Source organism: Geodermatophilus marinus (assembly GCF_003428645.1).
Classification (GTDB): Bacteria; Actinomycetota; Actinomycetes; order Mycobacteriales; family Geodermatophilaceae; genus Geodermatophilus.
The window spans coordinates 295,132-315,782 of the sequence record NZ_QVQH01000003.1; the positions used below are offsets into that span (position 1 = coordinate 295,132).

Genomic DNA, 20,651 nt, shown 5'->3' on the forward strand with positions numbered 1-20,651 from the left:
CGGAGACGCGCGGAGCGCCGTGATCACCCCCGCGTAACCTGCACGGGTGCTCATCCGCTCGTTCCCCGCCGGCGCGTTCGGGACCAACTGCTACGCCGTCGCCCCCGGGCCGCGGCAGGAGTGCGTGGTGGTCGACCCCGGGATGGACGCCGTCGAGCCGCTGGCCCGCATGCTCGCCGACGACGGCCTCAAGCCGGTCGCGGTCGTGCTGACCCACGGCCACCTCGACCACACCTTCTCCGTGCTCCCGGTCTGCGAGGGCTACGACATCCCGGCCTACCTGCACCCGGCAGACAACGGCATGCTCGCCGACCCCGTGCGCTGGCACGGCCCCGCGCTGGCCCCGCTGGTCAGCGGCGTGCGGCTGCCCGACCCGTCCGAGGTCCGCGCGCTCGACGACGGCGCCGTCCTCGCCCTCGCCGGCGTGGAGCTCACCGTGCGGCACGCGCCCGGTCACACGCAGGGCTCGGTGGTCTTCTCCCTGGACCTCGGGGAGGCCCCGGGCCTGCTCGCCGGCGACGTGCTCTTCGCCGGCTCCGTCGGCCGGGTGGACCTGCCCGGCGGGTCCTGGGCAGCGATGCTCACCTCGCTGCGCGACGTCGTCCTGCCGCTGGACGACGCCACGGTCGTGCTCCCCGGGCACGGCCCGGCGACCACCGTCGGCCGGGAGCGGGCCACCAACCCCTACCTGGCCGAGGCGGCCGCGGGGGCGGGGCCGGCGCCGCGGGGGCGCGGGCTGTGAGCGGGCTCACCGCGCCGAAGGGCACCTTCGACGTCCTCCCGCCGGAGTCGGCCCGGTTCCTCGCCGTCCGGGACGTGCTCACCGCCCCGCTGCGGCGGGCCGGCTACGGGTACGTGGAGACGCCGGTGTTCGAGGACACCGCCGTCTTCGCGCGCGGGGTCGGCGAGTCCACCGACGTCGTCACGAAGGAGATGTACACCTTCGACGACCGCGGCGGCCGCTCGCTCACGCTGCGCCCCGAGCTCACCGCCGGCCTCATGCGGGCCTTCAACGAGCACCGCCTGTACACCGGCGCCCTGCCGGTCAAGCTGTGGACCGTCGGGTCCTGCTTCCGCTACGAGCGGCCGCAGGCCGGCCGCTACCGGCACTTCACGCAGGTCGACATGGAGGCGCTCGGCGTCGACGACCCGGCGCTGGACGCCGAGGTGGTCGCGCTGGGTGTGCAGGGCTTCCGCGACCTCGGGCTCACCGACTTCGAGCTGCTGCTCACCTCGCTGGGCGACGCGACCTGCCGGCCGCAGTACCGGGAGAAGCTGGTCGCCCACCTGGACCAGCTGGACCTCGACGAGGACACCCGGCGCCGGTCGGCGATCAACCCGCTGCGGGTGCTCGACGACAAGCGCCCCGAGGTGCAGGCGCAGCTGGAGGACGCGCCGCTGATGGTCGACCACCTGTCGGACTCCGCGCGGGCCCACTACGACGCCGTCCGCCAGCACCTCACCGACCTGGGCGTGACCTGGACCGAGGCGCCGCGGCTGGTGCGCGGGCTGGACTACTACACGAAGACGACGTTCGAGTTCGTGCACTCCGGCCTCGGTGCGCAGTCGGCGATCGGCGGCGGCGGGCGCTACGACGGGCTGTCGGCGTCCCTCGGCGGGCCGGACCTGTCGGGCATCGGGTACGCGGTGGGGGTCGACCGCACGCTGCTGGCCGTCCGGGCCGAGGGGCTCGACATCGGCGTCGCCGCCGGCGTGCAGGCCTTCGTCGTCCCGCTGGGGGAGGAGGCCCGGCGGCTGGCGGTGCGCCTGGTCGGCCGGCTGCGCGCGGCGGGCGTCTCGGCCGACACGGTGTACGGCGGCCGCGGGCTCAAGGGCGCGATGAAGGCCGCCGACCGGTCCGGGGCCTCGCACGTCGTCGTCATCGGCGAGCGGGACCTCGCCGACGGCGTGGGCCAGCTCAAGGACATGCGCACCGGCGAGCAGCGCGCCGTCCCCGTCGCTGAGCTGTTCGACGCGGTGCGTGCAACGGTAGGGGGGTGACCGGGATGGAACAGCGCCCGCTGGGGCGGACGGGGGCCGACGTCAGCGTCGTCGGCCTGGGCACGTGGCAGCTCGGCGGTGACTGGGGGGACGTCGACGACGCCACCGCCGCCGAGGTGCTCGACGCCGCCCTCGACGCGGGGGTGACCCTGCTCGACACCGCGGACGTCTACGGTGACGGCCGCTCCGAGCAGCGCATCCGGAAGGCGCTCGCCCCGCGCGCCGAGCGCCCCTTCGTGGCCACCAAGGCCGGCCGGCGCGCCGACCCGTTCGAGGCCGCGCAGTACACCCCGGACAACCTCCGGGCGTGGGTCGACCGGTCCCGGCGCAACCTCGGCGTCGACACCCTCGACCTGGTCCAGCTGCACTGCCCGCCGCCGGCCACGTACGAGGACGACCGGGTCTACGACACCCTCGACACGCTGGTCGAGGAGGGGGCGGTCGCGGCCTACGGGGTGTCGGTGGAGACCGTCGCCGAGGGGTTGCGCGCCCTCCAGCGGCCGAACGTGCAGTCGCTGCAGGTGATCCTCAACGCCTTCCGGCGCAAGCCGCTCGAGGAGCTGCTGCCGGCGGCCGCCCGCGCGCAGGTCGGCGTCCTCGCCCGGGTCCCGCTGGCCAGCGGGCTGCTCACCGGCAAGTACGACGAGTCGACGACGTTCCCGGCCGACGACCACCGGAACTTCAACCGCGGCGGGGAGGCCTTCGACGTCGGGGAGACCTTCTCCGGCGTCCCGTTCGAGATCGGCGTCGCCGCGGCCCGCGAGGTCGCCGAGATCGCCGGCGACGCGCCGACCGCGGCCTTCGCGCTGCGCTGGGTGATCGACCAGCCCGGCGTCACCACCGTCATCCCCGGCGCCCGCTCCGTCGAGCAGGTCCGCGGCAACGTCGCCGCCGCCGCGCTGCCCCCGCTGACCGACCGCCAGCAGGCCGACCTCGAGCGGGTGTACGACGAGCGCGTCCGCGCCCACGTGCACGACCGCTGGTAGGCCCCGCACCACCCCGCTGCCCCCTCGCAGCGCCCCTGCTGCCCCCCACCACCCCGAGAGGCAACACCGTGCTCCGCACCCACGACGCCGGCACGCTGCGCGTGTCCGACGCCGGTTCCACCGTCACCCTCGCCGGCTGGGTGGCCCGCCGCCGGGACCACGGCGGCGTGGTCTTCGTCGACCTCCGCGACGCCTCCGGGTACGTGCAGGTCGTCGTCCGCGAGGAGGAGGCGCACGCGCTGCGCAACGAGTTCTGCGTGCTGGTGACCGGTGCGGTGCGCCGCCGCCCCGAGGGGAACGAGAACCCGGAGCTGCCCACCGGTGACGTGGAGGTGGCCGCCTCGAGGCTCGAGGTGCTCTCCGCGGCGGCGCCGCTGCCGTTCCCCGTCGAGACCGACCAGGCCGCCTCCGACGACGTCCGCTACCGGTACCGCTACCTGGACCTGCGCCGGCAGGGTCCGGCGCGCACCCTGCGGCTGCGGTCGGAGGTCAACCGGGTGGCCCGCGAGGTCATGGGCCGGCACGGGTTCGTCGAGGTCGAGACCCCCGACCTCACCCGGTCCACGCCCGAGGGGGCCCGGGACTTCGTCGTCCCGGTCCGGCTGCAGCCGGGCAAGTGGTACGCGCTGCCGCAGTCGCCGCAGCTGTTCAAGCAGCTGCTCATGATCGGCGGGCTCGAGCGCTACTACCAGATCGCCCGCTGCTTCCGGGACGAGGACTTCCGGGCCGACCGGCAGCCGGAGTTCACCCAGCTCGACTTCGAGATGAGCTTCGTCGAGCGCGACGACGTCCTCGCCGTCGTGGAGGACGTCGTCCGCGCGCTGTGGGGGGAGCTGGCCGGGTACCGGGTGCCGGCGATCCCGCGGATGAGCTACCGCGAGGCGATGGACCGGTTCGGGTCGGACAAGCCCGACCTGCGCTTCGGTCTCGAGCTGACCGAGCTCACCGCGTTCTTCGCCGGGACCCCCTTCCGCGTCTTCCAGGCGCCCTACGTCGGGGCCGTCGTCATGCCCGGCGGCGGCTCGCAGCCGCGGCGGGCCTTCGACGCCTGGCAGGACTGGGCGAAGTCCCGCGGCTACCGCGGCCTGGCCTACGTGACCGTCGCCGAGGACGGCACCCTCGGGGGGCCGGTGGCCAAGAACATCTCCGAGGCCGAGCGCGCCGGCCTGGTCGAGGCCGTGGGCGCGCAGCCCGGGGACTGCGTCTTCTTCGCCGCCGGCCCGCGCCGCTCCGCGCAGGAGCTGCTCGGCGCCGCCCGCAACGAGATCGCCCGCCGGCTCGAGCTGATCGAGCCGGGCAGCTGGTCGTTCCTCTTCGTCGTCGACTTCCCGATGTTCGAGCAGACCGAGGACGGCGACTGGACGTTCATGCACCACCCGTTCACCTCGCCCACGCCGGAGTGGCGGGACCGCTTCGCCGAGGACAGGGCCGCGGCGCTGTCGGACGCCTACGACCTGGTGTGCAACGGCAACGAGCTGGCCAGCGGGTCGGTGCGGATCCACGACGCCGGGCTGCAGGAGCGGGTGTTCGAGACGCTCGGGATGTCCCGCGAGGAGGCCCGGGAGCGGTTCGGCTTCTTCCTCGAGGCCTTCGCCTACGGCCCGCCCCCGCACGCCGGGGCCGCCATCGGCTGGGACCGCACCTGCGCGCTGCTGGCCGGGGTGGACTCCATCCGCGAGGTGATCGCCTTCCCGAAGACCGGCGCCGGGTACGACCCGCTCACCGGCGCCCCCACGCCGATCACCGCCGCCCAGCGCAAGGAGGCCGGCATCGACGCAGAACCCGACGAGCCGCCGCTGCCCGGCGAGCCCGGCGCCCCGGGCCCCACCGACCCGACCGGCTGACCGGCGCGCCGCCGTCCCACCCGCCGGTCAGTCCTTCGTCCCCTCCCGCGGGTCGTCGATCGACGGCTCGTCGGCGAACAGCGGCGGCAGGTAGCGCAGCATGAGCACCGACCAGGTGACGTGCGTGATCATCGGTGCCTGGATGCCGCCGCTGGCCCGTCGCTGCAGCCCGAACAGCAGGCCCATGGCGAGCGAGGCCAGGACCAGGGCGGGGTTGCGGGTGGCGGTGGTGGCCAGGCCGTAGACGGCGGTCGAGGTGAGCACCGGCCGCCGGCTGCCCACCGCGGCGTACAGGGCGCCCCGGAAGAACACCTCCTCTGCCAGGCCGTTGGCCAGCGTGGTGGTGAGCACCAGCGGCAGCGACCCCTGGTGGGCGTAGCGCAGCACCCGGGTGATCGCCCGGTCCAGCACCGGGACCTGCTTGGCGACCAGCGCCGCGCCGTAGAAGACGCCGAAGGCGCCGGCCCCGGTGAGCACCGGCGTCAGCACCGGCCGGGTCATGGCCTCCTGCGTGGAGCGGCGCATCCAGCCCAGGTGCAGCGGGCCCGACAGCAGCCCGCCCGCCGTCCAGGTGCCGGCGACGGCGAGGGTGAGCCCGTAGAAGGCGGGGGTGTTCGGCTTCCGGGACAGCGACAGGCCGAGCAGGCCGGCGCCGGTGACGGCGACCGCGCCGGTGACCCGCCGGCGGCGGCGGAAGGCGGCGTCGCTCTCCCAGTGGTCGCGGGGGACCTTCTCCACCAGCCAGTGCGGCAGCCGGGGGGCCACCCGGTCGACCAGCCGGTCGGTGACCCGGTCGAGCAGGCCGCGGCGGCTCACGCCCGGGCCCCCCGGGCGAGGTGCCCGAGCCGGCGGGGAGCGCCCCGCTGCTCCCGCCGCTCGCGGGCCCGCTCGGCCAGCGCGGCGAGGACCATCTCGTCGTAGCCCATCGGCTCGAAGGGCACCACGTCGCGGATGGCGGGGTCGTGCACGACCACCTCGTTGGTCATGGAGTCCACCAGCGAGCGGCCGGTCTTCACGTCGACGTCGGTGACCAGCGACAGCCACCGCGAGGACAGCTGCGGCGAGAGCAGGGGCACCGGCAGGACGAACATGTGCCGGCCCTGGATCTCCGCCACCCGGGTCAGCATCTCCAGGTACTCGAGGACCTCCGCGCCCCCCACCTCGAAGACCCGCCCCTCCGTCCCGGGGGTCTCCAGCACGCCGACGAGGTAGCGGACCATGTCGGCGATCGCGATCGGCTGGGTGCGGGTGTGCACCCAGCGCGGCGTGATCATGACCGGCAGGTGGGCGACCAGCTGGCGGGTCATCTCCCAGGAGACGCCGCCGTGCCCGACGACGATCCCGGCCCGCAGCGCGGTCACCGGGACGCCGGTCTCCCCGAGCAGCCGCTCGACCTGGCGGCGGCTGCGCAGGTGCGGCGACAGCGAGTCGTCGTCCTTGCCCAGGCCCCCGAGGTAGACGATGCGGCCCACGCCGGTGCCGGCCGCCGCCCGGGCGAAGGCGCGCGCGGCGGCGGCGTCCTTGCGCTCGAAGTCCGGGTCGCCCAGGGAGTGCACGAGGTAGTAGGCGGCGTCCACGTCGGTCAGGGCGGCGCGCAGGGAGTCCTCGTCCCCGACGTCGCCGGCCACCGGCTTGCCGGCGCCGCCGTAGCGGTCGGGGTGCCGGGTCATCGCCCGCACCTCGTGCCCCTTCTCGACGAGGGCGCTCGCCAGCCGCCCGCCGACGAACCCCGATGCCCCGGTGACCAGTACGCGCACCTCCCGAGCGTCGCCGCTCGCGGCCCGCCGCGCGACTCCACGGGCCACCCCCTGCGGCCGGGCGGGCCGCGTCAGGCGTCGAGGCGGGCCAGCTGCTCGGGGGTCAGCTCGACCTCGGCGGCCGCGGCGGAGTCCTGGATCGACCCGGCCCGCGAGGCCCCCGGGATCGGGACGACGACGTCGGCCTGCGCCAGGTGCCAGGCCAGCGTCACCCGGTACACCGACACGCCGAGCTCCTCGGCGACCTCGGCGAACGCCGGCGCCGCGGCGTCCAGCGAACCGGCCGCCGACACGCCGCCGAACGGGCTCCACGGCAGGAAGGCCAGGCCGTGGCCGGCGCAGTGCGCCAGCTCGTCGCGCGAGTGCCGCCAGCCGGGGGAGAACTGGTTCTGCACGCTGACCAGCGCCGGGCCGACGATCGAGCGGGCGACGTCGATCTGCGCGACGTCGGCGTTGGAGATGCCGACCGTGCGCACGAGGCCGGCGTCGGCAAGCTCCCGCAGCGCCCCCATCGACTCCTCCCACGGCGTGGCCGGGTCGGGGCGGTGGAACTGGTACAGGTCGATGGCGTCGACGCCGAGGCGGCGCAGCGAGGCCTCGCAGGCCCGCCGCAGGTAGGCCGGCGAGCCGTCGAGCTCCCAGTCGCTGCCCCGGCGGGTGTGCCCGCCCTTGGTGGCCACCAGCACGTCCGGCGCCGAACCGTAGGAGCGCAGCGCCCGGGCGACCAGCTCCTCGTTGTGGCCGAACTCGCCCTCGTCCCGGGCGTAGGCGTCGGCGGTGTCGATGAGCGTCACGCCGCTGTCGAGCGCCGCGTGCACCACCGCCTCGGCCTCCTCCGGCCCCGGCCGGTCCTCCTTCGTCGACAGGGGCATCGCGCCCAGGCCGATCGCGCTGACGGTCGTGTCCCCGATGCGTCGCTGCTGCACGGGGCCTGTCGTGCCCCCCGGGTAGCGTCGGCAACCGTGAGCTCGCTGTTCGACCAGCCGGCCGACGACGGGCCCGGGGGCCCGGCGGTCGACCCGGGGGCGCCGCTGGCCGTGCGCATGCGCCCCCGGTCGCTGGACGAGGTGGTCGGCCAGCAGCACCTGCTCGGCCCCCGTGCGCCGCTGCGCCGCCTGGTCGAGGGCGACGAGCCGATGTCCCTGGTCCTCCACGGCCCGCCCGGCACCGGCAAGACCACCCTCGCGCACGTCGTCTCGCTGGCCACCAAGCGGCAGTTCGTGCAGCTGTCGGCGCTGGACGCCGGGGTCAAGGAGGTCCGCGCGGTCATCACCGCGGCCAAGCGCGAGCTGACCTACGCCGGCCGGCGCACCGTGCTGTTCATCGACGAGGTGCACCGCTTCTCCAAGACCCAGCAGGACTCCCTGCTCTCCGCCGTCGAGGACCGCATCGTCAGCCTCGTCGCGGCCACCACGGAGAACCCGTTCTTCTCCGTGGTGAGCCCGCTGCTGTCGCGCAGCCTGGTGCTGTCCCTGCAGCCCCTGGCCGACGACGACGTCCGGGCGCTGCTGCACCGGGCGCTGACCAGCGAGCGGGGGCTGGACGGCGCGGTGACGCTGGCGCCCGAGGCCGAGGAGCACCTGGTGCGCATCGCCGGCGGCGACGGCCGCAAGGCGCTCACCGCGCTGGAGTCCGGCGCGGGGGCGGCGCGCTCGGCCGGCGGCACCGTGATCGACCTGGCCACGCTGGAGACCGCGGTGGCGCAGGCCGCGGTCCGCTACGACCGGCAGGGCGACCAGCACTACGACGTGGCCAGCGCGCTGATCAAGTCCGTCCGCGGGTCCGACGTCGACGCCGCGCTGCACTACCTGGCCCGCATGGTGGAGGCGGGGGAGGACCCCCGCTTCATCGCCCGCCGGCTGGTCATCTCCGCCAGCGAGGACGTCGGCATGGCCGACCCCACGGCGCTGCAGACCGCCGTGGCCGCCGCGCAGGCCGTCGCCCTCATCGGCATGCCCGAGGGGCACTTCCCCCTGGCGCACGCCGTCGTCCACCTCGCGACGGCACCGAAGTCCAACGCCGTCACCGTCGCCATCGGCGAGTCCGTCGCCGACGTGCGCGCCGGTCTGGCCGGGCCGGTGCCCCCCGGGCTGCGGGACGCCCACTACGCGGGCGCCCGGAAGCTCGGCCACGGCACCACCTACCGGTACCCGCACGACTCGCCGGAGGGCATCGTCCCCCAGCAGTACCCGCCCGACGCGCTGGTCGGCCGCGACTACTACCGGCCGACCTCGCGCGGCGCCGAGGGCCCGATCGCGGCGCGGCTGGGCAAGCTGCGCGCGATCCTCCGGCGGCGCGGGGCCTGAGCGACCGCCGCCCGGGGCCTGCGGTCCCGGCGGGGCACGGACACCGCCCGGCGGCCGCGGCTACTGTGGCCACGCCGGGTCGACGCCCGCCGGCCGGTGCCGGGCCCGGCCGGCGACGCCGAGACGGTGGCGCCGACGAGACGCCGACATGACGACGAGAGCACGACGGTCCGAGCGCCCGCCGTGCCCACGACGTCGACCAGACGACGCCGGAGCACCGGCGTCGCCGAGGACGAGGAGACCCCGCGTGTCCGCAGGAGAGTGGGCCGGCCTGATCGCCGCCCTGGCCCTGGTGCTGCTGGTGGCCCTGCTCGCGATCCCGCTGCTGAAGCTGGGCCGCACGCTGGACGAGGCCACCCTGACCATCCGGCAGGCACGGGAGCAGGCGCAGCCCATCCTGACCCAGGCCTCCACCACGGTCGCCCACGTCAACAGCAACCTCGAGCGCGTGGACGACATCACCGGCAACGCGGCGAACGTCTCCAGCAACGTCGCCGCGCTGACCAGCGTCGTCGCCGCCACCGTCGGCAGCCCGCTGATCAAGGTGGCCGCGTTCAGCTACGGGGTGCGCAGCGCGGCGCGCAAGAAGCGCGAGGGCCAGGCCATCGCCGAGGCCGCCGCCCGCGACAAGGCCGACCGGCGTGCGCGCCGCGCCGCTCGGAGGGCCGCCTGATGCGCCGGCTGTTCTGGCTCGCGATGGGCGTCACCATCGGCGCCCTCCTCGTCCGCAAGATGTCCCGCGCCGCGGAGCGGATGACCCCCGCCGGGGTCGGCGCCTCGATCGCCGAGGGCCTGCGCGACCTCGCCGACGCCATCGGCGCGTTCGGTGCCGACGTCCGCGAGGCGATGGCCGAGCGCGAGGCCGAGATCCGCGCCGGCACCGGCCTGGACGCCCCGCTCCCCGAGGGCGGCCCGGCGCAGCTGCCCCGGCGCGGCGCGCACGCCGCCGACTGACCACCCGCACACCGACCGAGTAGGACATGCAGACCGCCGAGATCCGCCGCCGCTTCCTCGAGCACTTCGCCCAGCGCGGGCACACCGTCGTCCCCAGCGCCTCGCTGGTGTCCCCGGACCCGTCGCTGCTGTTCACCGTGGCCGGCATGGTGCCGTTCATCCCGTACCTGACCGGCCGCGAGCCCGCGCCGTACCCGCGCGCCACCAGCGTCCAGAAGTGCGTGCGCACCCTCGACATCGAGGAGGTGGGCAGGACCACCCGGCACGGCACGTTCTTCCAGATGAACGGCAACTTCTCCTTCGGCGACTACTTCAAGGAGGGGGCGGTCCAGCACGCCTGGGACCTGGTCACCGGGTCGGTCGAGGACGGCAAGCTGGGCTTCGACCCCGACCGCATCTGGGTCACCGTCTACCTGGACGACGACGAGGCCGCCGACGCCTGGAAGCGGATCGCCGGCCTGCCCGAGGAGCGCATCCAGCGCCGCGGGTTGAAGGACAACTACTGGCACACCGGCCAGCCCGGCCCCGGCGGCCCGTGCAGCGAGATCTACTACGACCGCGGCCCCGAGCACGGCCCCGACGGCGGCCCGGTCGTCGACGAGGACCGGTTCCTGGAGATCTGGAACCTGGTCTTCATGCAGTACGAGCTGGCCGACGTGCGCAGCAAGGAGGACTTCCGCATCGTCGGCGACCTGCCGAGGAAGAACATCGACACCGGCATGGGCCTGGAGCGGGTGGCCTACCTGCTGCAGGGCGTGGACAACCTCTACGAGATCGACGAGGTCGCCCCCGTGCTGCACCGGGGCGCCGAGCTCGCCGGGGTCACCTACGGCAAGGACCACGACACCGACGTGCGGCTGCGGGTGGTCGCCGACCACGTGCGCAGCGGCCTGATGCTCATCGGGGACGGCGTCACGCCCGGCAACGAGGGCCGCGGCTACATCCTGCGCCGGCTGCTGCGCCGCGCCGTCCGGTCGATGCGCCTGCTCGGCGTGGACGCGGCCACCCTGCCGGAGCTGCTGCCCGTCTCGCGCGACGCGATGAAGGCCAGCTACCCGGAGCTGGAGACCGACTTCGACCGCATCTCGTCGGTGGCCTACGCCGAGGAGGACGCCTTCCGGCGCACCCTCACCTCCGGCACCGCCCTGTTCGACACCGCCGTCGCCCAGGCCAAGGCCGCCGGCGCCCCCGCGCTGTCCGGTGAGCAAGCCTTCAGCCTGCACGACACCTACGGCTTCCCGATCGACGTCACGCTCGAGATGGCCGCCGAGCAGGGCGTCACCGTCGACGAGGCGGGGTTCCGGGCGCTCATGCAGCAGCAGCGCGACCGGGCCCGCGCCGACGCCCGCGCCAAGCGGACCGGCTCGGTCGACGTCCTGGCCTACCGCCGGCTGCTGGCCGAGCACGGGGCCACCGACTGGCGGGCCTACTCCACCCTGCGCACCGACTCGCGCGTGCTGGGCGTCGTCACCGACCTGGAGGAGGACGGCCCGGCCGTCGCCGGCCCGGGGGAGGTCACCCGGGTCGTGCTCGACCGCACGCCCTTCTACGCCGAGTCCGGCGGCCAGGTCGCCGACGCCGGCACCCTGACCTGGGACGGTGGCCGCGCCGAGGTGCTCGACGTGCAGCGCCCGGTCAAGGGCCTGGTCGTGCACCAGGTCCGGGTCCTCGAGGGGGAGCTGCGCGACGGCGCCGAGCTCGTCGCCGAGGTGGACCGCGAGTGGCGGCTGTCGGCCTGCCAGGCGCACTCCGGCACCCACGTGGTGCACGCCGCGCTGCGCCAGGTGCTCGGCCCGCAGGCGCTGCAGTCGGGCTCCTACAACCGGCCCGGCTACCTGCGGCTGGACTTCGCCTGGCAGGGTGCGCTGACCGCGCAGCAGCGCCGGGACGTCGAGGACGTCGCCAACGCCGCCGTCCGCGCCGACCACGCGGTGAGCGCCGCGTTCATGACGCTGTCCGAGGCCCAGGCCATCGGCGCCCTGGCGCTGTTCGGGGAGACCTACGGCGAGCAGGTGCGCGTGGTGGAGATCGGCGGCCCGTGGTCACGGGAGCTCTGCGGCGGCACCCACGTGCAGGGCAGCGCCCAGATCGGCACCCTCGCGCTGACCGGCGAGTCGTCGGTCGGCTCGGGCTCGCGGCGCGTCGAGGCGGCCGTGGGCCTGGAGGGGTTCCGCTACCTGGCCCGCGAGCGCGACCTGGTGCGCCAGCTCGCCGACCTGCTCAAGACCCCGGCCGACGGGTTGACCGACCGGGTCGCCGGCATGCTGGCCCGGATGCGCGACCTCGACCGCGAGGTCGCCGACCTGCGGGGGCAGCAGACCCTCGCCGCGGCCGGCGAGCTGGCCCGCTCGGCGCGCGAGGTGACCGGGATCGCGGTCGTCACCGGCGCGCCTGCGGGCCTCGGCGGGGGTGACCTGCGCACCCTGGCCCTCGACGTCCGCGGCCGGCTGGCCGATCGCCCGGCGGTGGTCTTGCTCGCCTCCGAGTCCGGCGGCAAGGTGGCCCTCGTGGCGGCCCTGACCCCGGCCGCCCAGGAGCGCGGCCTGACGGCGAACGACGTCCTCCGCGCCGCCGCCGTCCCCGTCGGCGGCCGGGGCGGGGGCAAGGCAGACGTGGCCCAGGGCGGGGGGACCGACCCGAGTGGCATCCCCGCGGCCCTCGAGGCCGGCGAACAGGCGGTCGCGACCGCCGCAGGGAGGTGAGGGACGTGCCCGAGCAGCGCCCCGACGAGACCGGTCCGGTGGGGGAGCGGCGGGTGAGCCGCCCGGCGGTGCCGCCGTCCCGGCCCCGGAGCACGCCGCAGGAGCCGGTGCACCACCGCACCGAGCAGATCGACCTGCGCGCCGGCTTCCCGCCGGTCCGGCACGAGACCGCGCAGATCGACCTCTCCGGCGGCCTGCCGGGCGGGCTGCCCATCCCGCCGCGCCGGACCCGGCAGGGCCGCCGGCTGGGCATCGACGTCGGCAGCGTCCGCGTGGGCGTGGCGCTGTCCGACCCGACCGGCACGCTGGCCAGCCCGCTGGAGACCGTGCCCCGGGCCCGGGACGAGTCCGACCTCGACCGGATCGCCGCCCTGGTCGCCGAGCACGAGGTGACCGAGGTGATCGTGGGCGAGCCCCGGCACCTGTCCGGCGCGTCCGGCGCGTCGGCGCGGGAGGCCCGCGCGTACTCCCGGGCCCTCGCCGGGCGCCTCGGCGGCGTGCCGGTGCACCTCGTCGACGAGCGGCTGTCCACCGTGAGCGCGTCGGGCGCCCTGCGGGCCAACGGCCTCGACAGCCGCCGCCAGCGGTCGGTGATCGACCAGGCCGCGGCGGTGGTCATCCTCCAGGCCTACCTGGACGCGCAGCAGGAGCGATCGTGACCGACCCGGCCCCGCGCGGGGCGCGGGGCCGGCACGCGTCCGGGACCGCCGGGCCGGACGACGGCACCGGTCCGCTGGTCCCGCCCGGCGACGGTGCGGGCCGGCGGGCCGGTGCGGCCCACCCCTCCGCGCCGCTGCCCGACCTCCCGCCGCGGCCCGCGGGCGCCTGGTCGCGCCTGCCGCGCCGCGACGGGGCCGACGAGGACGCGACCGTCGCCGTCCCGCTGCCCGGCGGCCCCGGCGCGCCGGGCGGGCCGCCCGCCGGCGACGACGAGACCGCCGCGATCGACCCGTACCCGGCGGACCCGCACGGGCACGAGCCGCACTGGGACGACGACCCCGAGGCCACCGGCGGGCTGGAGGTCCTCGGCGCGGACGCGCAGGACACCGACCACCGCGGCCGGCCCCCCCGGGGGCGCGGCGGCGCCGGCCGCGGCGGCGCCCGCCGCCCGCTGGCGATCGTGCTGTCGCTGGCGGTGCTGGTCGCACTGGTCGGCGGCATCGTCGTCGGCGGCCGGGCGCTCATCGGCCTGGTGAACCCGGCGGCCGAGGACTACACCGGGCAGGGCACGGGGGAGGTGCAGGTCCGCGTCGCCGTGGGGGACACCCTCAGCGACATCGGCCGCAGCCTGGTCGACGCCGGGGTCATCGCCTCCGTCAGCCCGTTCGTGGCGGCCGCCGAGGCCAACCCGGCGGCCACCGGCATCCAGCCGGGCGTGTACGCCCTGCGGGAGGAGATGAGCGGCCAGGCCGCCCTCGACCTGCTGCTCGACCCCTCCTCGCGGCTGTTCGCCCGGGTCACCGTGCCGGAGGGCTTCACCGTCGAGCAGACCCTGCAGCGGCTGGCCGAGGCCACCGAGCGGCCCGTCGAGGAGTTCCGCGCCGCCGCGGCCGACCCGGCGGCGCTGGGCGTGCCGGAGTGGGCCGGCGGTCAGCTGGAGGGCTTCCTGTTCCCGGCCACCTACGACTTCACGCCGGACGACACCCCGGCGGACATGCTGAGGGCGATGGTGTCGGCCTTCACCGACACCGCCGCGCGCATCCAGCTGGAGGAGCGCGCGGCGGCCGCCGGGCGCTCGCCGCTCGAGGTGGTGATCGTGGCCTCGATGGTGCAGTCGGAGACCCGGCTGGACGAGGAGCGGCCCGACGTCGCGCAGGTCATCTACAACCGGCTGGAGCAGGGCATCCCGCTGGGCATCGACGCGGCGCTGGCCTACGGGCTGGGCAAGAACGGCAACGAGCTCACGGTGACCGACCTGGAGACCGACTCGCCGTACAACACCCGCACGCGGGCCGGGCTGCCGCCCACGCCGATCAGCTCCCCGGGGGAGGCCAGCCTCGAGGCCGCGCTCGCGCCCTCGACCGGCGACCTCCTCTACTACGTGCTGGAGTCGCAGGACGGCAACCACTTCTTCACCAGCAGCTACGAGGAGTTCCTGGCCGCCCGGCAGCGCTGCGCCGAGGCCGGCCTGGGCTGCGGTGGCTGACCCCTCCGGGTCGGCGGGGACGGGCAGGCGCGCGGCGGTCCTGGGGCGGCCGGTCGGGCACTCGCTGTCCCCGCTGCTGCACCGGGCGGCCTACGCCGCGCTGGGCCTGGAGGGCTGGACCTACGACGCCCTCGACGTGGGCCCCGAGGACCTGCCCGTCCTGCTCGCCGGCCTCGGCGAGGAGTGGTGCGGGTTCTCGGTGACCATGCCGTGCAAGCAGGCGGCGGTCGAGGTCGCCGACGTGGTGGAGCCGCTGCCGCGGCTGCTGCGCGCGGCGAACACCCTGGTCCGCACCGGGGCGGGCTGGCGGGCCGAGAACACCGACGTCACCGGCGTGGGCATGGCGCTCCGCCTGGCCGGCGTGGAGCAGGTGTCGCACGCGGCGCTGCTGGGCGCCGGGGGGACGGCGGCGGCGGCCGCGGTGGCCCTGGCCTCCCTCGGCGCCGAGGCGGTGGACGTCGTCGTCCGCGACCCCGCGCGCACCGAGGACGTGCTCCGGGTGCTCGACGCCCTGGAGGTGCCCGCACGGGTGCTCCCGATGTCCGGGGGGCCGGTGCCGGCCCCGGTCGTGGTGAGCACCGTGCCCGTCGCCGGGCAGCCGGCCGTGGCCGCGCTGGGCTGGCGGGCGGGGCAGACGGTCCTCGACGTGCTCTACGACCCGTGGCCCACCCCGCTGGCCCGGGCGGTGACCGCGGCCGGCGGCACGGTGGCCGGCGGGCTGGAGGTGCTGTTCTGGCAGGCGACCGTCCAGGTCGAGCTGATGACCGGGCGGCCGGCGCCGATCGAGGCCATGCGGGCCGCGCTCGGGCTCCGCTGAGGTGGACGTGGGGTACGGCCCCCTCCCGGGACCCACCCCGAGCGTGCGAGGGAGAGAGGACCTCCCTGCCCCCCACGACTCGCGGGCTCGCCGTGGGATCCAGCAGGGAGGCCGGAGGGGGAGCGTCCTGCTACTGGCAGAATCCGGGGCATGTTGCGCTGGCTGACCGCCGGTGAGTCGCACGGCCAGCAGCTCACCGCCATCCTCGAGGGCCTCCCGGCCGGTGTGCGGGTGCAGACCGCCGACCTCGACGCCGACCTGGCCCGCCGCCGGCTCGGCCACGGCCGCGGCGCGCGGATGTCCTTCGAGCAGGACGTCGTCACGCTCACCGGGGGGGTGCGCCACGGCCTGACGCAGGGCGGGCCGATCGCCGTCCAGATCGGCAACACCGAGTGGCCGAGGTGGGAGACGGTGATGTCGCCCGACCCCGTCGACCCGGCGGTCCTCGAGGGCCAGGCGCGCAACGCCCCGCTCACCCGCCCCCGGCCGGGGCACGCCGACCTGCCGGGCATGCAGAAGTACGGCTTCGACGACGCCCGCCCGGTGCTCGAGCGGGCCAGCGCCCGCGAGACCGCCGCCCGGGTGGCGCTGGGGGCGGTGGCCCGCGCCTTCCTGCGCCAGGCCCTCGACGTGGAGGTGGTCAGCCACGTCGTCGGCATCGGCCCGGTCGTCGTCCCGCCGGGCGTGGTCCCCGGCCCGCAGGACAACCCGCGCGTCGACGAGGACCCGGTCCGGTGCGCCGACCCGGCCACGAGCGCGCAGATGGTGGCCGAGGTCGACGACGCCCGGAAGAACGGCGACACCCTCGGTGGCGTCGTCGAGGTCGTGGTGCACGGCCTCCCGCCGGGGCTGGGCAGCCACGTGCACTGGGACCGCCGGCTGGACTCCCGGCTGGCCGCCGCGCTGATGGGCGTGCAGTCGGTGAAGGCCGTCGAGGTCGGTGACGGCCTGGAGACCGCCCGCCGCCGCGGCTCGGTCGCCCACGACGAGATCGTGCTCGCCGACGGCCGGGTGCAGCGGCTCACCGACCGCGCCGGCGGCGTCGAGGGCGGGATGACCAACGGCGCGGTGCTGCGGGTGCGCGCCGCGATGAAGCCGATCTCCACCGTGCCGCGGGCGCTGGCCACGATCGACGTGGCCACCGGCGAGCCGGCCGTCGCGATCAACCAGCGCAGCGACGCCTGCGCGGTGCCGCGCGGCGCCGTCGTCATGGAGGCGATGGTCGCGCTGGTGCTCGCCGACGCGGCGCTGGAGAAGTTCGGCGGGGACTCCCTCGCCGAGACCCGGCGCAACGCCCGGGCCTACCTCGACGCGCTGGCCGTCCGGTGAGCGGCCCGGTCCTGGTGCTGGTGGGCCCGCCGTCGTCGGGCAAGACCACCGTGGGCACCGCGGTGGCGCGGGCGCTCGGCGTGCCGTTCCGCGACACCGACGCCGACGTCGAGGCGCGCACGGGCCGGACCGTCGCCGACCTGTTCGTCGAGCGCGGCGAGGAGCACTTCCGCGCGCTGGAGCGGGAGGCGGTCCACCGCGCGCTGGCCGGGCACGACGGCGTCCTCGCCCTGGGCGGCGGGGCGGTGCTGGCGGAGGAGACCCGGGCCCTGCTGACCGCCCACCGCGGCGCCGGCGGCACGGTCGTGTGGCTCGACGTCGACCTGGCCTCGGCGGCCCGGCGGGTGGGCCTGGGCCGCGAGCGGCCGGTGCTGGGCCTCAACCCGCGGGCGACGCTGCGCAGCCTGCTGCAGGCGCGCGCCCCGCTCTACGCCGAGGTCGCCTCGGCCACCGTCCCCACCGGCGGGCGGGAGCCGGCCGAGGTGGTCGCCGACGTGCTCGCCGCCGTGGGCGCGCAGCGGGCCCGCTCGTGAGGCGCGTCCCCGTCGCGGGGGAGCGGCCCTACGAGGTCGTCATCGGCCCCGGCGCCCTGGCCGAGCTCGGGGTGGTGCTGGCCGGCACCACCCGGGCCGCCGTCGTGCACGCCCCACCGCTGGCCGCCCGCGCCGGCGCCGCCGTGGAGGCGCTGCAGACCGCCGGGGTGGCCGCCGAGGCCGTCGTCGTGCCCGACGGCGAGGCCGCCAAGACCGCAGCGGTGGCCGCCGCGGCCTGGGAGGAGTTCGGCCGGCTCGGGCTCACCCGCTCCGACGCGGTCGTCGGCGTGGGCGGGGGCGCGGTCACCGACCTCGCCGGCTTCCTCGCCGCCACCTGGGTGCGCGGGGTGCGGGTCGTCCAGGTGCCGACCAGCCTGCTGGGCATGGTGGACGCCGCGGTCGGCGGCAAGACCGGCATCAACACCGCCGCGGGCAAGAACCTCGTCGGCGCGTTCCACCCACCGGCCGCGGTGCTCGCCGACACCGACGTGCTGGCCGGGCTGCCCGCGGCGGAGTTCCGCTCGGGCCTGGCCGAGGTCGTCAAGTGCGGGTTCATCGCCGACCCGGCCGTCCTGGCCCTGCTCGAGGCCGACCCCACCGGCCGCCGCGACACCGCCGAGCTCATCGAGCGGGCCGTGCGCGTCAAGGCCGACGCGGTGGGGCAGGACCTGCTCGACACCGGGGTGCGGGAGCACCTCAACTACGGCCACACGCTGGCCCACGCGATCGAGCGGGTCGAGGACTTCGGCTGGCGGCACGGCGAGGCGGTCGGCGTCGGGCTGGTGTTCGCCGCCGAGCTGGCCGGGCAGGCGGGGCTGCTCACGCCCGCCGAGGTCGCCCGGCACCGCGACCTCGTCGCCGCGATCGGGCTGCCGACCCGCTACGCCGGTGACTGGCCCCGGCTGCAGTCGGTGATGCGGGTGGACAAGAAGGCCCGCGGTGCGTCGCTGCGCTTCGTCGTCCTCGACGGGCTCGGCAACCCGAGGATCCTGGCCGACCCGGACCAGGCCTGGCTCGACGCCGCGTGGGCGGCGGTGGACGGAGGGGCCGCGCAGGCGGCGGTCCGTGGGGGGACGGCATGACCATCCAGGTGCTCAACGGCGCCAACCTGGGCCGGCTCGGCCTGCGGGAGCCGGAGAAGTACGGGACGACGACGTACGCCGAGCTGGTCGCGCTGCTGGAGCACGCCGCCCGCGAGCTGGACGTCGCGGTCCTGGTGCGCCAGACCGACTCCGAGGCCGAGCTGCTCACCTGGGTGCACGCCGCCTCCGACGCCGGCGACGCGGTGGTCGTCAACCCGGGCGGCTGGTCGCACACCTCGGTGGTGCTGCGCGACGCGCTGGCCGCGCTCAACGGCCCGCTGGTCGAGGTGCACATCACCAACATCCACGCCCGCGAGGGGTTCCGGCACCACTCCTACGTGTCCGGCGTGGCCGACGGGGTCATCGCCGGTCTCGGGGTGCAGGGCTACGTGCTCGCGCTGCAGTGGCTGGCCGCGCGGGGCGTGCGGTGAGGCGGCAGCGGGTGGGCACCGCGGCGGGGTCCGGGCACGGCCCCGGAGGAGGAGGTCTGCAGATGGGTGCGCGTCAGGCCGGCCGGCGGGACCGGCTGCGGGCGGCCGCCGCCGAGCGGGGGCTGGACGCCGTCCTGGTGACCGAGCTGCACAACGTGCGGTACCTCACCGGGTTCACCGGCTCCAACGGCGCGCTGCTGCTGCGCACCGATCCGTCCCCCGCCCACCCCGACGTCTTCGGCACCGACGGCCGCTACACCACCCAGGCCGGCACCCAGGTGCCCGATGTCGAGCTGCTGGTGGACCGGGCGACCGCGACCGCCCTGGCCCGCGAGGCGGTGCGCCCGCGGTCGGGCGGTCCGGGCGCGGGGCGGATCGGCTTCGAGGGCCACCACGTCACCGTCGACGGGCTGCGCGCGCTGGAGTCGGCGGTGGCCGACGCCGCCGGGGGCCAGGTGCCGGAGCTGACCGGTCTGGGGCGCGCGGTGGAGGCGCTGCGCGCGGTCAAGGACGACGAGGAGGTCGACGCGCTGCGCCGGGCCTGCGCGATCGCCGACGCCGCCCTGGCCGAGCTGGCCGCCGAGGGCGCGCTGCGGCCGGGCCGCACCGAGCTGCAGGTCGGCCGCGAGCTCGACGCCCGGATGCTGGCCATGGGCGCCGAGGCGCCGTCCTTCGAGACCATCGTCGCCACCGGCGCGAACTCGGCGATCCCGCACCACCGGCCCGACGGCACGGAGCTGCGCGCCGGCGACCTGCTCAAGCTGGACTTCGGCGCCACCGTCGACGGCTACCACTCGGACATGACCCGCACGCTGGTCCTCGGCCACGCGTCCGACTGGCAGCGCGAGGTGTACGACCTCGTCGCCGCGGCCCAGGCGGCCGGCCGGGCGGCGCTCGCACCCGGGGCCGACGTGGTCGCGGTCGACGCCGCGGCCCGCGACGTCGTCGCCGCCGCCGGGCACGGCGAGCACTTCACCCACGGGCTGGGCCACGGGGTGGGCCTGCAGATCCACGAGGCGCCGGGCATCGGCCCGCTCGGCGCGGGTACGCTGGCCGCCGGCATGGCCGTCACCGTGGAGCCGGGCGTCTACCTGCCCGGCCACGGCGGTGTCCGGATCGAGGACACGCTGGTCGTCACCGATGGCGAGCCCGAGTTGTTGACCCTCACGAGCAAGGAACTGCTGGTCCTCTAGATGGCTACCACCAACGACCTCAAGAACGGCATGGTCCTCAACCTCGACGGCCAGCTCTGGGCCGTCACCGAGTTCCAGCACGTCAAGCCCGGCAAGGGCGGCGCCTTCGTGCGCACCACGCTGAAGAACGTGCTCTCGGGCAAGGTCGTCGACAAGACCTTCAACGCCGGCACGAAGGTGGACACCGCCACCGTCGACAAGCGGTCGATGACCTACCTGTACAAGGACGGCACCGACTTCGTCTTCATGGACGGCGAGACCTTCGACCAGATCCCCGTCCCGGCCGAGACCGTCGGCGGCGGGGCGGACTACCTGCTGGAGAACACCGAGGCCGTGGTCGCCGTCCACGAGGGCACCCCGCTCTACGTCGAGCTGCCCGTGACCATGGAGCTGGTCGTCGAGCACACCGACCCGGGGCTGCAGGGCGACCGCTCCACCGGCGGCACGAAGCCGGCCACCCTGGAGACCGGCGCGCAGATCCAGGTGCCGCTGTTCGTCAACACCGGCGACCGGCTCAAGGTCGACACCCGCGACGGCCGGTACCTCGGCCGCGCCAACTGACGGCCCGCC

At 76.0% G+C, this 20,651-nt stretch carries 20 protein-coding genes; 17 read left to right on the forward strand and 3 right to left on the reverse strand.

The annotated features are described in order from the left end of the window. Window positions 1-46 precede the first annotated feature (46 nt). The 4 genes from D0Z06_RS05470 (at window position 47) to aspS (ending at window position 4,831) form a co-directional block, all read left to right on the forward strand. Window positions 47-742, forward strand: coding sequence for an MBL fold metallo-hydrolase (locus D0Z06_RS05470; RefSeq protein ID WP_117376340.1), 696 nt, complete (start codon window positions 47-49; stop codon window positions 740-742). Then, window positions 739-2,001 carry a histidine--tRNA ligase gene (gene hisS, locus D0Z06_RS05475; protein WP_117376341.1) on the forward strand — a complete coding sequence of 421 codons (1,263 nt, stop codon included), beginning with the start codon at window positions 739-741 and terminating at the stop codon, window positions 1,999-2,001. Before D0Z06_RS05470 ends, hisS begins: the two co-directional genes overlap by 4 nt. Window positions 2,002-2,006: 5 nt before the next feature. After that, window positions 2,007-2,987, forward strand: coding sequence for an aldo/keto reductase (locus tag D0Z06_RS05480; protein WP_117376342.1), 981 nt, complete (start codon window positions 2,007-2,009; stop codon window positions 2,985-2,987). Between the two features lie 68 nt (window positions 2,988-3,055). After that, window positions 3,056-4,831: an aspartate--tRNA ligase gene (aspS, locus tag D0Z06_RS05485; protein ID WP_117376343.1), complete on the forward strand. Its 1,776-nt coding sequence runs from the start codon at window positions 3,056-3,058 to the stop codon at window positions 4,829-4,831. Window positions 4,832-4,858: 27 nt separating this feature from the next. Here the strand turns inward: aspS and D0Z06_RS05490 are convergent, their stop codons facing one another. From D0Z06_RS05490 to D0Z06_RS05500, 3 genes are all read right to left on the reverse strand, one after another. Further along, window positions 4,859-5,647, reverse strand: a complete 789-nt coding sequence (locus tag D0Z06_RS05490; protein ID WP_199522142.1) for a CPBP family intramembrane glutamic endopeptidase — start codon at window positions 5,645-5,647, stop codon at window positions 4,859-4,861. Further along, entirely contained in the window at window positions 5,644-6,588 is a 945-nt protein-coding gene (locus tag D0Z06_RS05495; protein ID WP_117376344.1) for an NAD(P)H-binding protein, read from the reverse strand. The genes D0Z06_RS05490 and D0Z06_RS05495 overlap by 4 nt, the downstream gene beginning before the upstream one ends. Before the next feature lie 71 nt (window positions 6,589-6,659). Further along, window positions 6,660-7,514, reverse strand: a complete 855-nt coding sequence (locus D0Z06_RS05500; protein WP_117376345.1) for an aldo/keto reductase — start codon at window positions 7,512-7,514, stop codon at window positions 6,660-6,662. A 36-nt stretch (window positions 7,515-7,550) separates the two neighbouring features. On the opposite strand from D0Z06_RS05500, the gene D0Z06_RS05505 reads away from it, so the two are divergent. The 13 genes from D0Z06_RS05505 (at window position 7,551) to efp (ending at window position 20,642) form a co-directional block, all read left to right on the forward strand. After that, window positions 7,551-8,894, forward strand: coding sequence for a replication-associated recombination protein A (locus tag D0Z06_RS05505; RefSeq protein WP_233517464.1), 1,344 nt, complete (start codon window positions 7,551-7,553; stop codon window positions 8,892-8,894). Between the two features lie 247 nt (window positions 8,895-9,141). Continuing rightward, window positions 9,142-9,567 (forward strand): DUF948 domain-containing protein, encoded by a 426-nt coding sequence (locus tag D0Z06_RS05510; protein ID WP_117376346.1) that lies wholly within the window; start codon window positions 9,142-9,144, stop codon window positions 9,565-9,567. After that, window positions 9,567-9,848 (forward strand): hypothetical protein, encoded by a 282-nt coding sequence (locus D0Z06_RS05515; protein ID WP_117376347.1) that lies wholly within the window; start codon window positions 9,567-9,569, stop codon window positions 9,846-9,848. Before D0Z06_RS05510 ends, D0Z06_RS05515 begins: the two co-directional genes overlap by 1 nt. 26 nt (window positions 9,849-9,874) lie before the next feature. After that, window positions 9,875-12,550 (forward strand): alanine--tRNA ligase, encoded by a 2,676-nt coding sequence (gene alaS / locus D0Z06_RS05520; RefSeq protein ID WP_117376348.1) that lies wholly within the window; start codon window positions 9,875-9,877, stop codon window positions 12,548-12,550. 5 nt (window positions 12,551-12,555) lie between these two features. Beyond that, window positions 12,556-13,209, forward strand: a complete 654-nt coding sequence (gene ruvX / locus D0Z06_RS05525) for a Holliday junction resolvase RuvX (RefSeq protein ID WP_233517465.1) — start codon at window positions 12,556-12,558, stop codon at window positions 13,207-13,209. Continuing rightward, window positions 13,206-14,696, forward strand: coding sequence for an endolytic transglycosylase MltG (mltG, locus tag D0Z06_RS05530; protein WP_158579887.1), 1,491 nt, complete (start codon window positions 13,206-13,208; stop codon window positions 14,694-14,696). Before ruvX ends, mltG begins: the two co-directional genes overlap by 4 nt. Beyond that, the gene (locus tag D0Z06_RS05535; RefSeq protein ID WP_117376349.1) at window positions 14,689-15,513 is read left to right on the forward strand and encodes a shikimate dehydrogenase; all 825 of its coding nucleotides are present in this window, start codon (window positions 14,689-14,691) and stop codon (window positions 15,511-15,513) included. The genes mltG and D0Z06_RS05535 overlap by 8 nt, the downstream gene beginning before the upstream one ends. A 150-nt stretch (window positions 15,514-15,663) precedes the next feature. Next, window positions 15,664-16,842, forward strand: coding sequence for a chorismate synthase (gene aroC, locus D0Z06_RS05540; RefSeq protein ID WP_117376350.1), 1,179 nt, complete (start codon window positions 15,664-15,666; stop codon window positions 16,840-16,842). Continuing rightward, the gene (locus D0Z06_RS05545; protein WP_117376351.1) at window positions 16,839-17,375 is read left to right on the forward strand and encodes a shikimate kinase; all 537 of its coding nucleotides are present in this window, start codon (window positions 16,839-16,841) and stop codon (window positions 17,373-17,375) included. Before aroC ends, D0Z06_RS05545 begins: the two co-directional genes overlap by 4 nt. Beyond that, entirely contained in the window at window positions 17,372-18,457 is a 1,086-nt protein-coding gene (gene aroB, locus D0Z06_RS05550; RefSeq protein ID WP_117376352.1) for a 3-dehydroquinate synthase, read from the forward strand. The genes D0Z06_RS05545 and aroB overlap by 4 nt, the downstream gene beginning before the upstream one ends. Then, window positions 18,454-18,888 (forward strand): type II 3-dehydroquinate dehydratase, encoded by a 435-nt coding sequence (gene aroQ / locus D0Z06_RS05555; protein ID WP_117376353.1) that lies wholly within the window; start codon window positions 18,454-18,456, stop codon window positions 18,886-18,888. The genes aroB and aroQ overlap by 4 nt, the downstream gene beginning before the upstream one ends. 62 nt (window positions 18,889-18,950) lie before the next feature. Further along, complete coding sequence (locus tag D0Z06_RS05560; RefSeq protein WP_117376354.1) at window positions 18,951-20,081, forward strand: M24 family metallopeptidase; 1,131 nt, start codon at window positions 18,951-18,953, stop codon at window positions 20,079-20,081. Further along, window positions 20,082-20,642 carry an elongation factor P gene (efp, locus tag D0Z06_RS05565; RefSeq protein ID WP_117376355.1) on the forward strand — a complete coding sequence of 187 codons (561 nt, stop codon included), beginning with the start codon at window positions 20,082-20,084 and terminating at the stop codon, window positions 20,640-20,642. The last annotated feature ends 9 nt before the right edge of the window (window positions 20,643-20,651 follow it).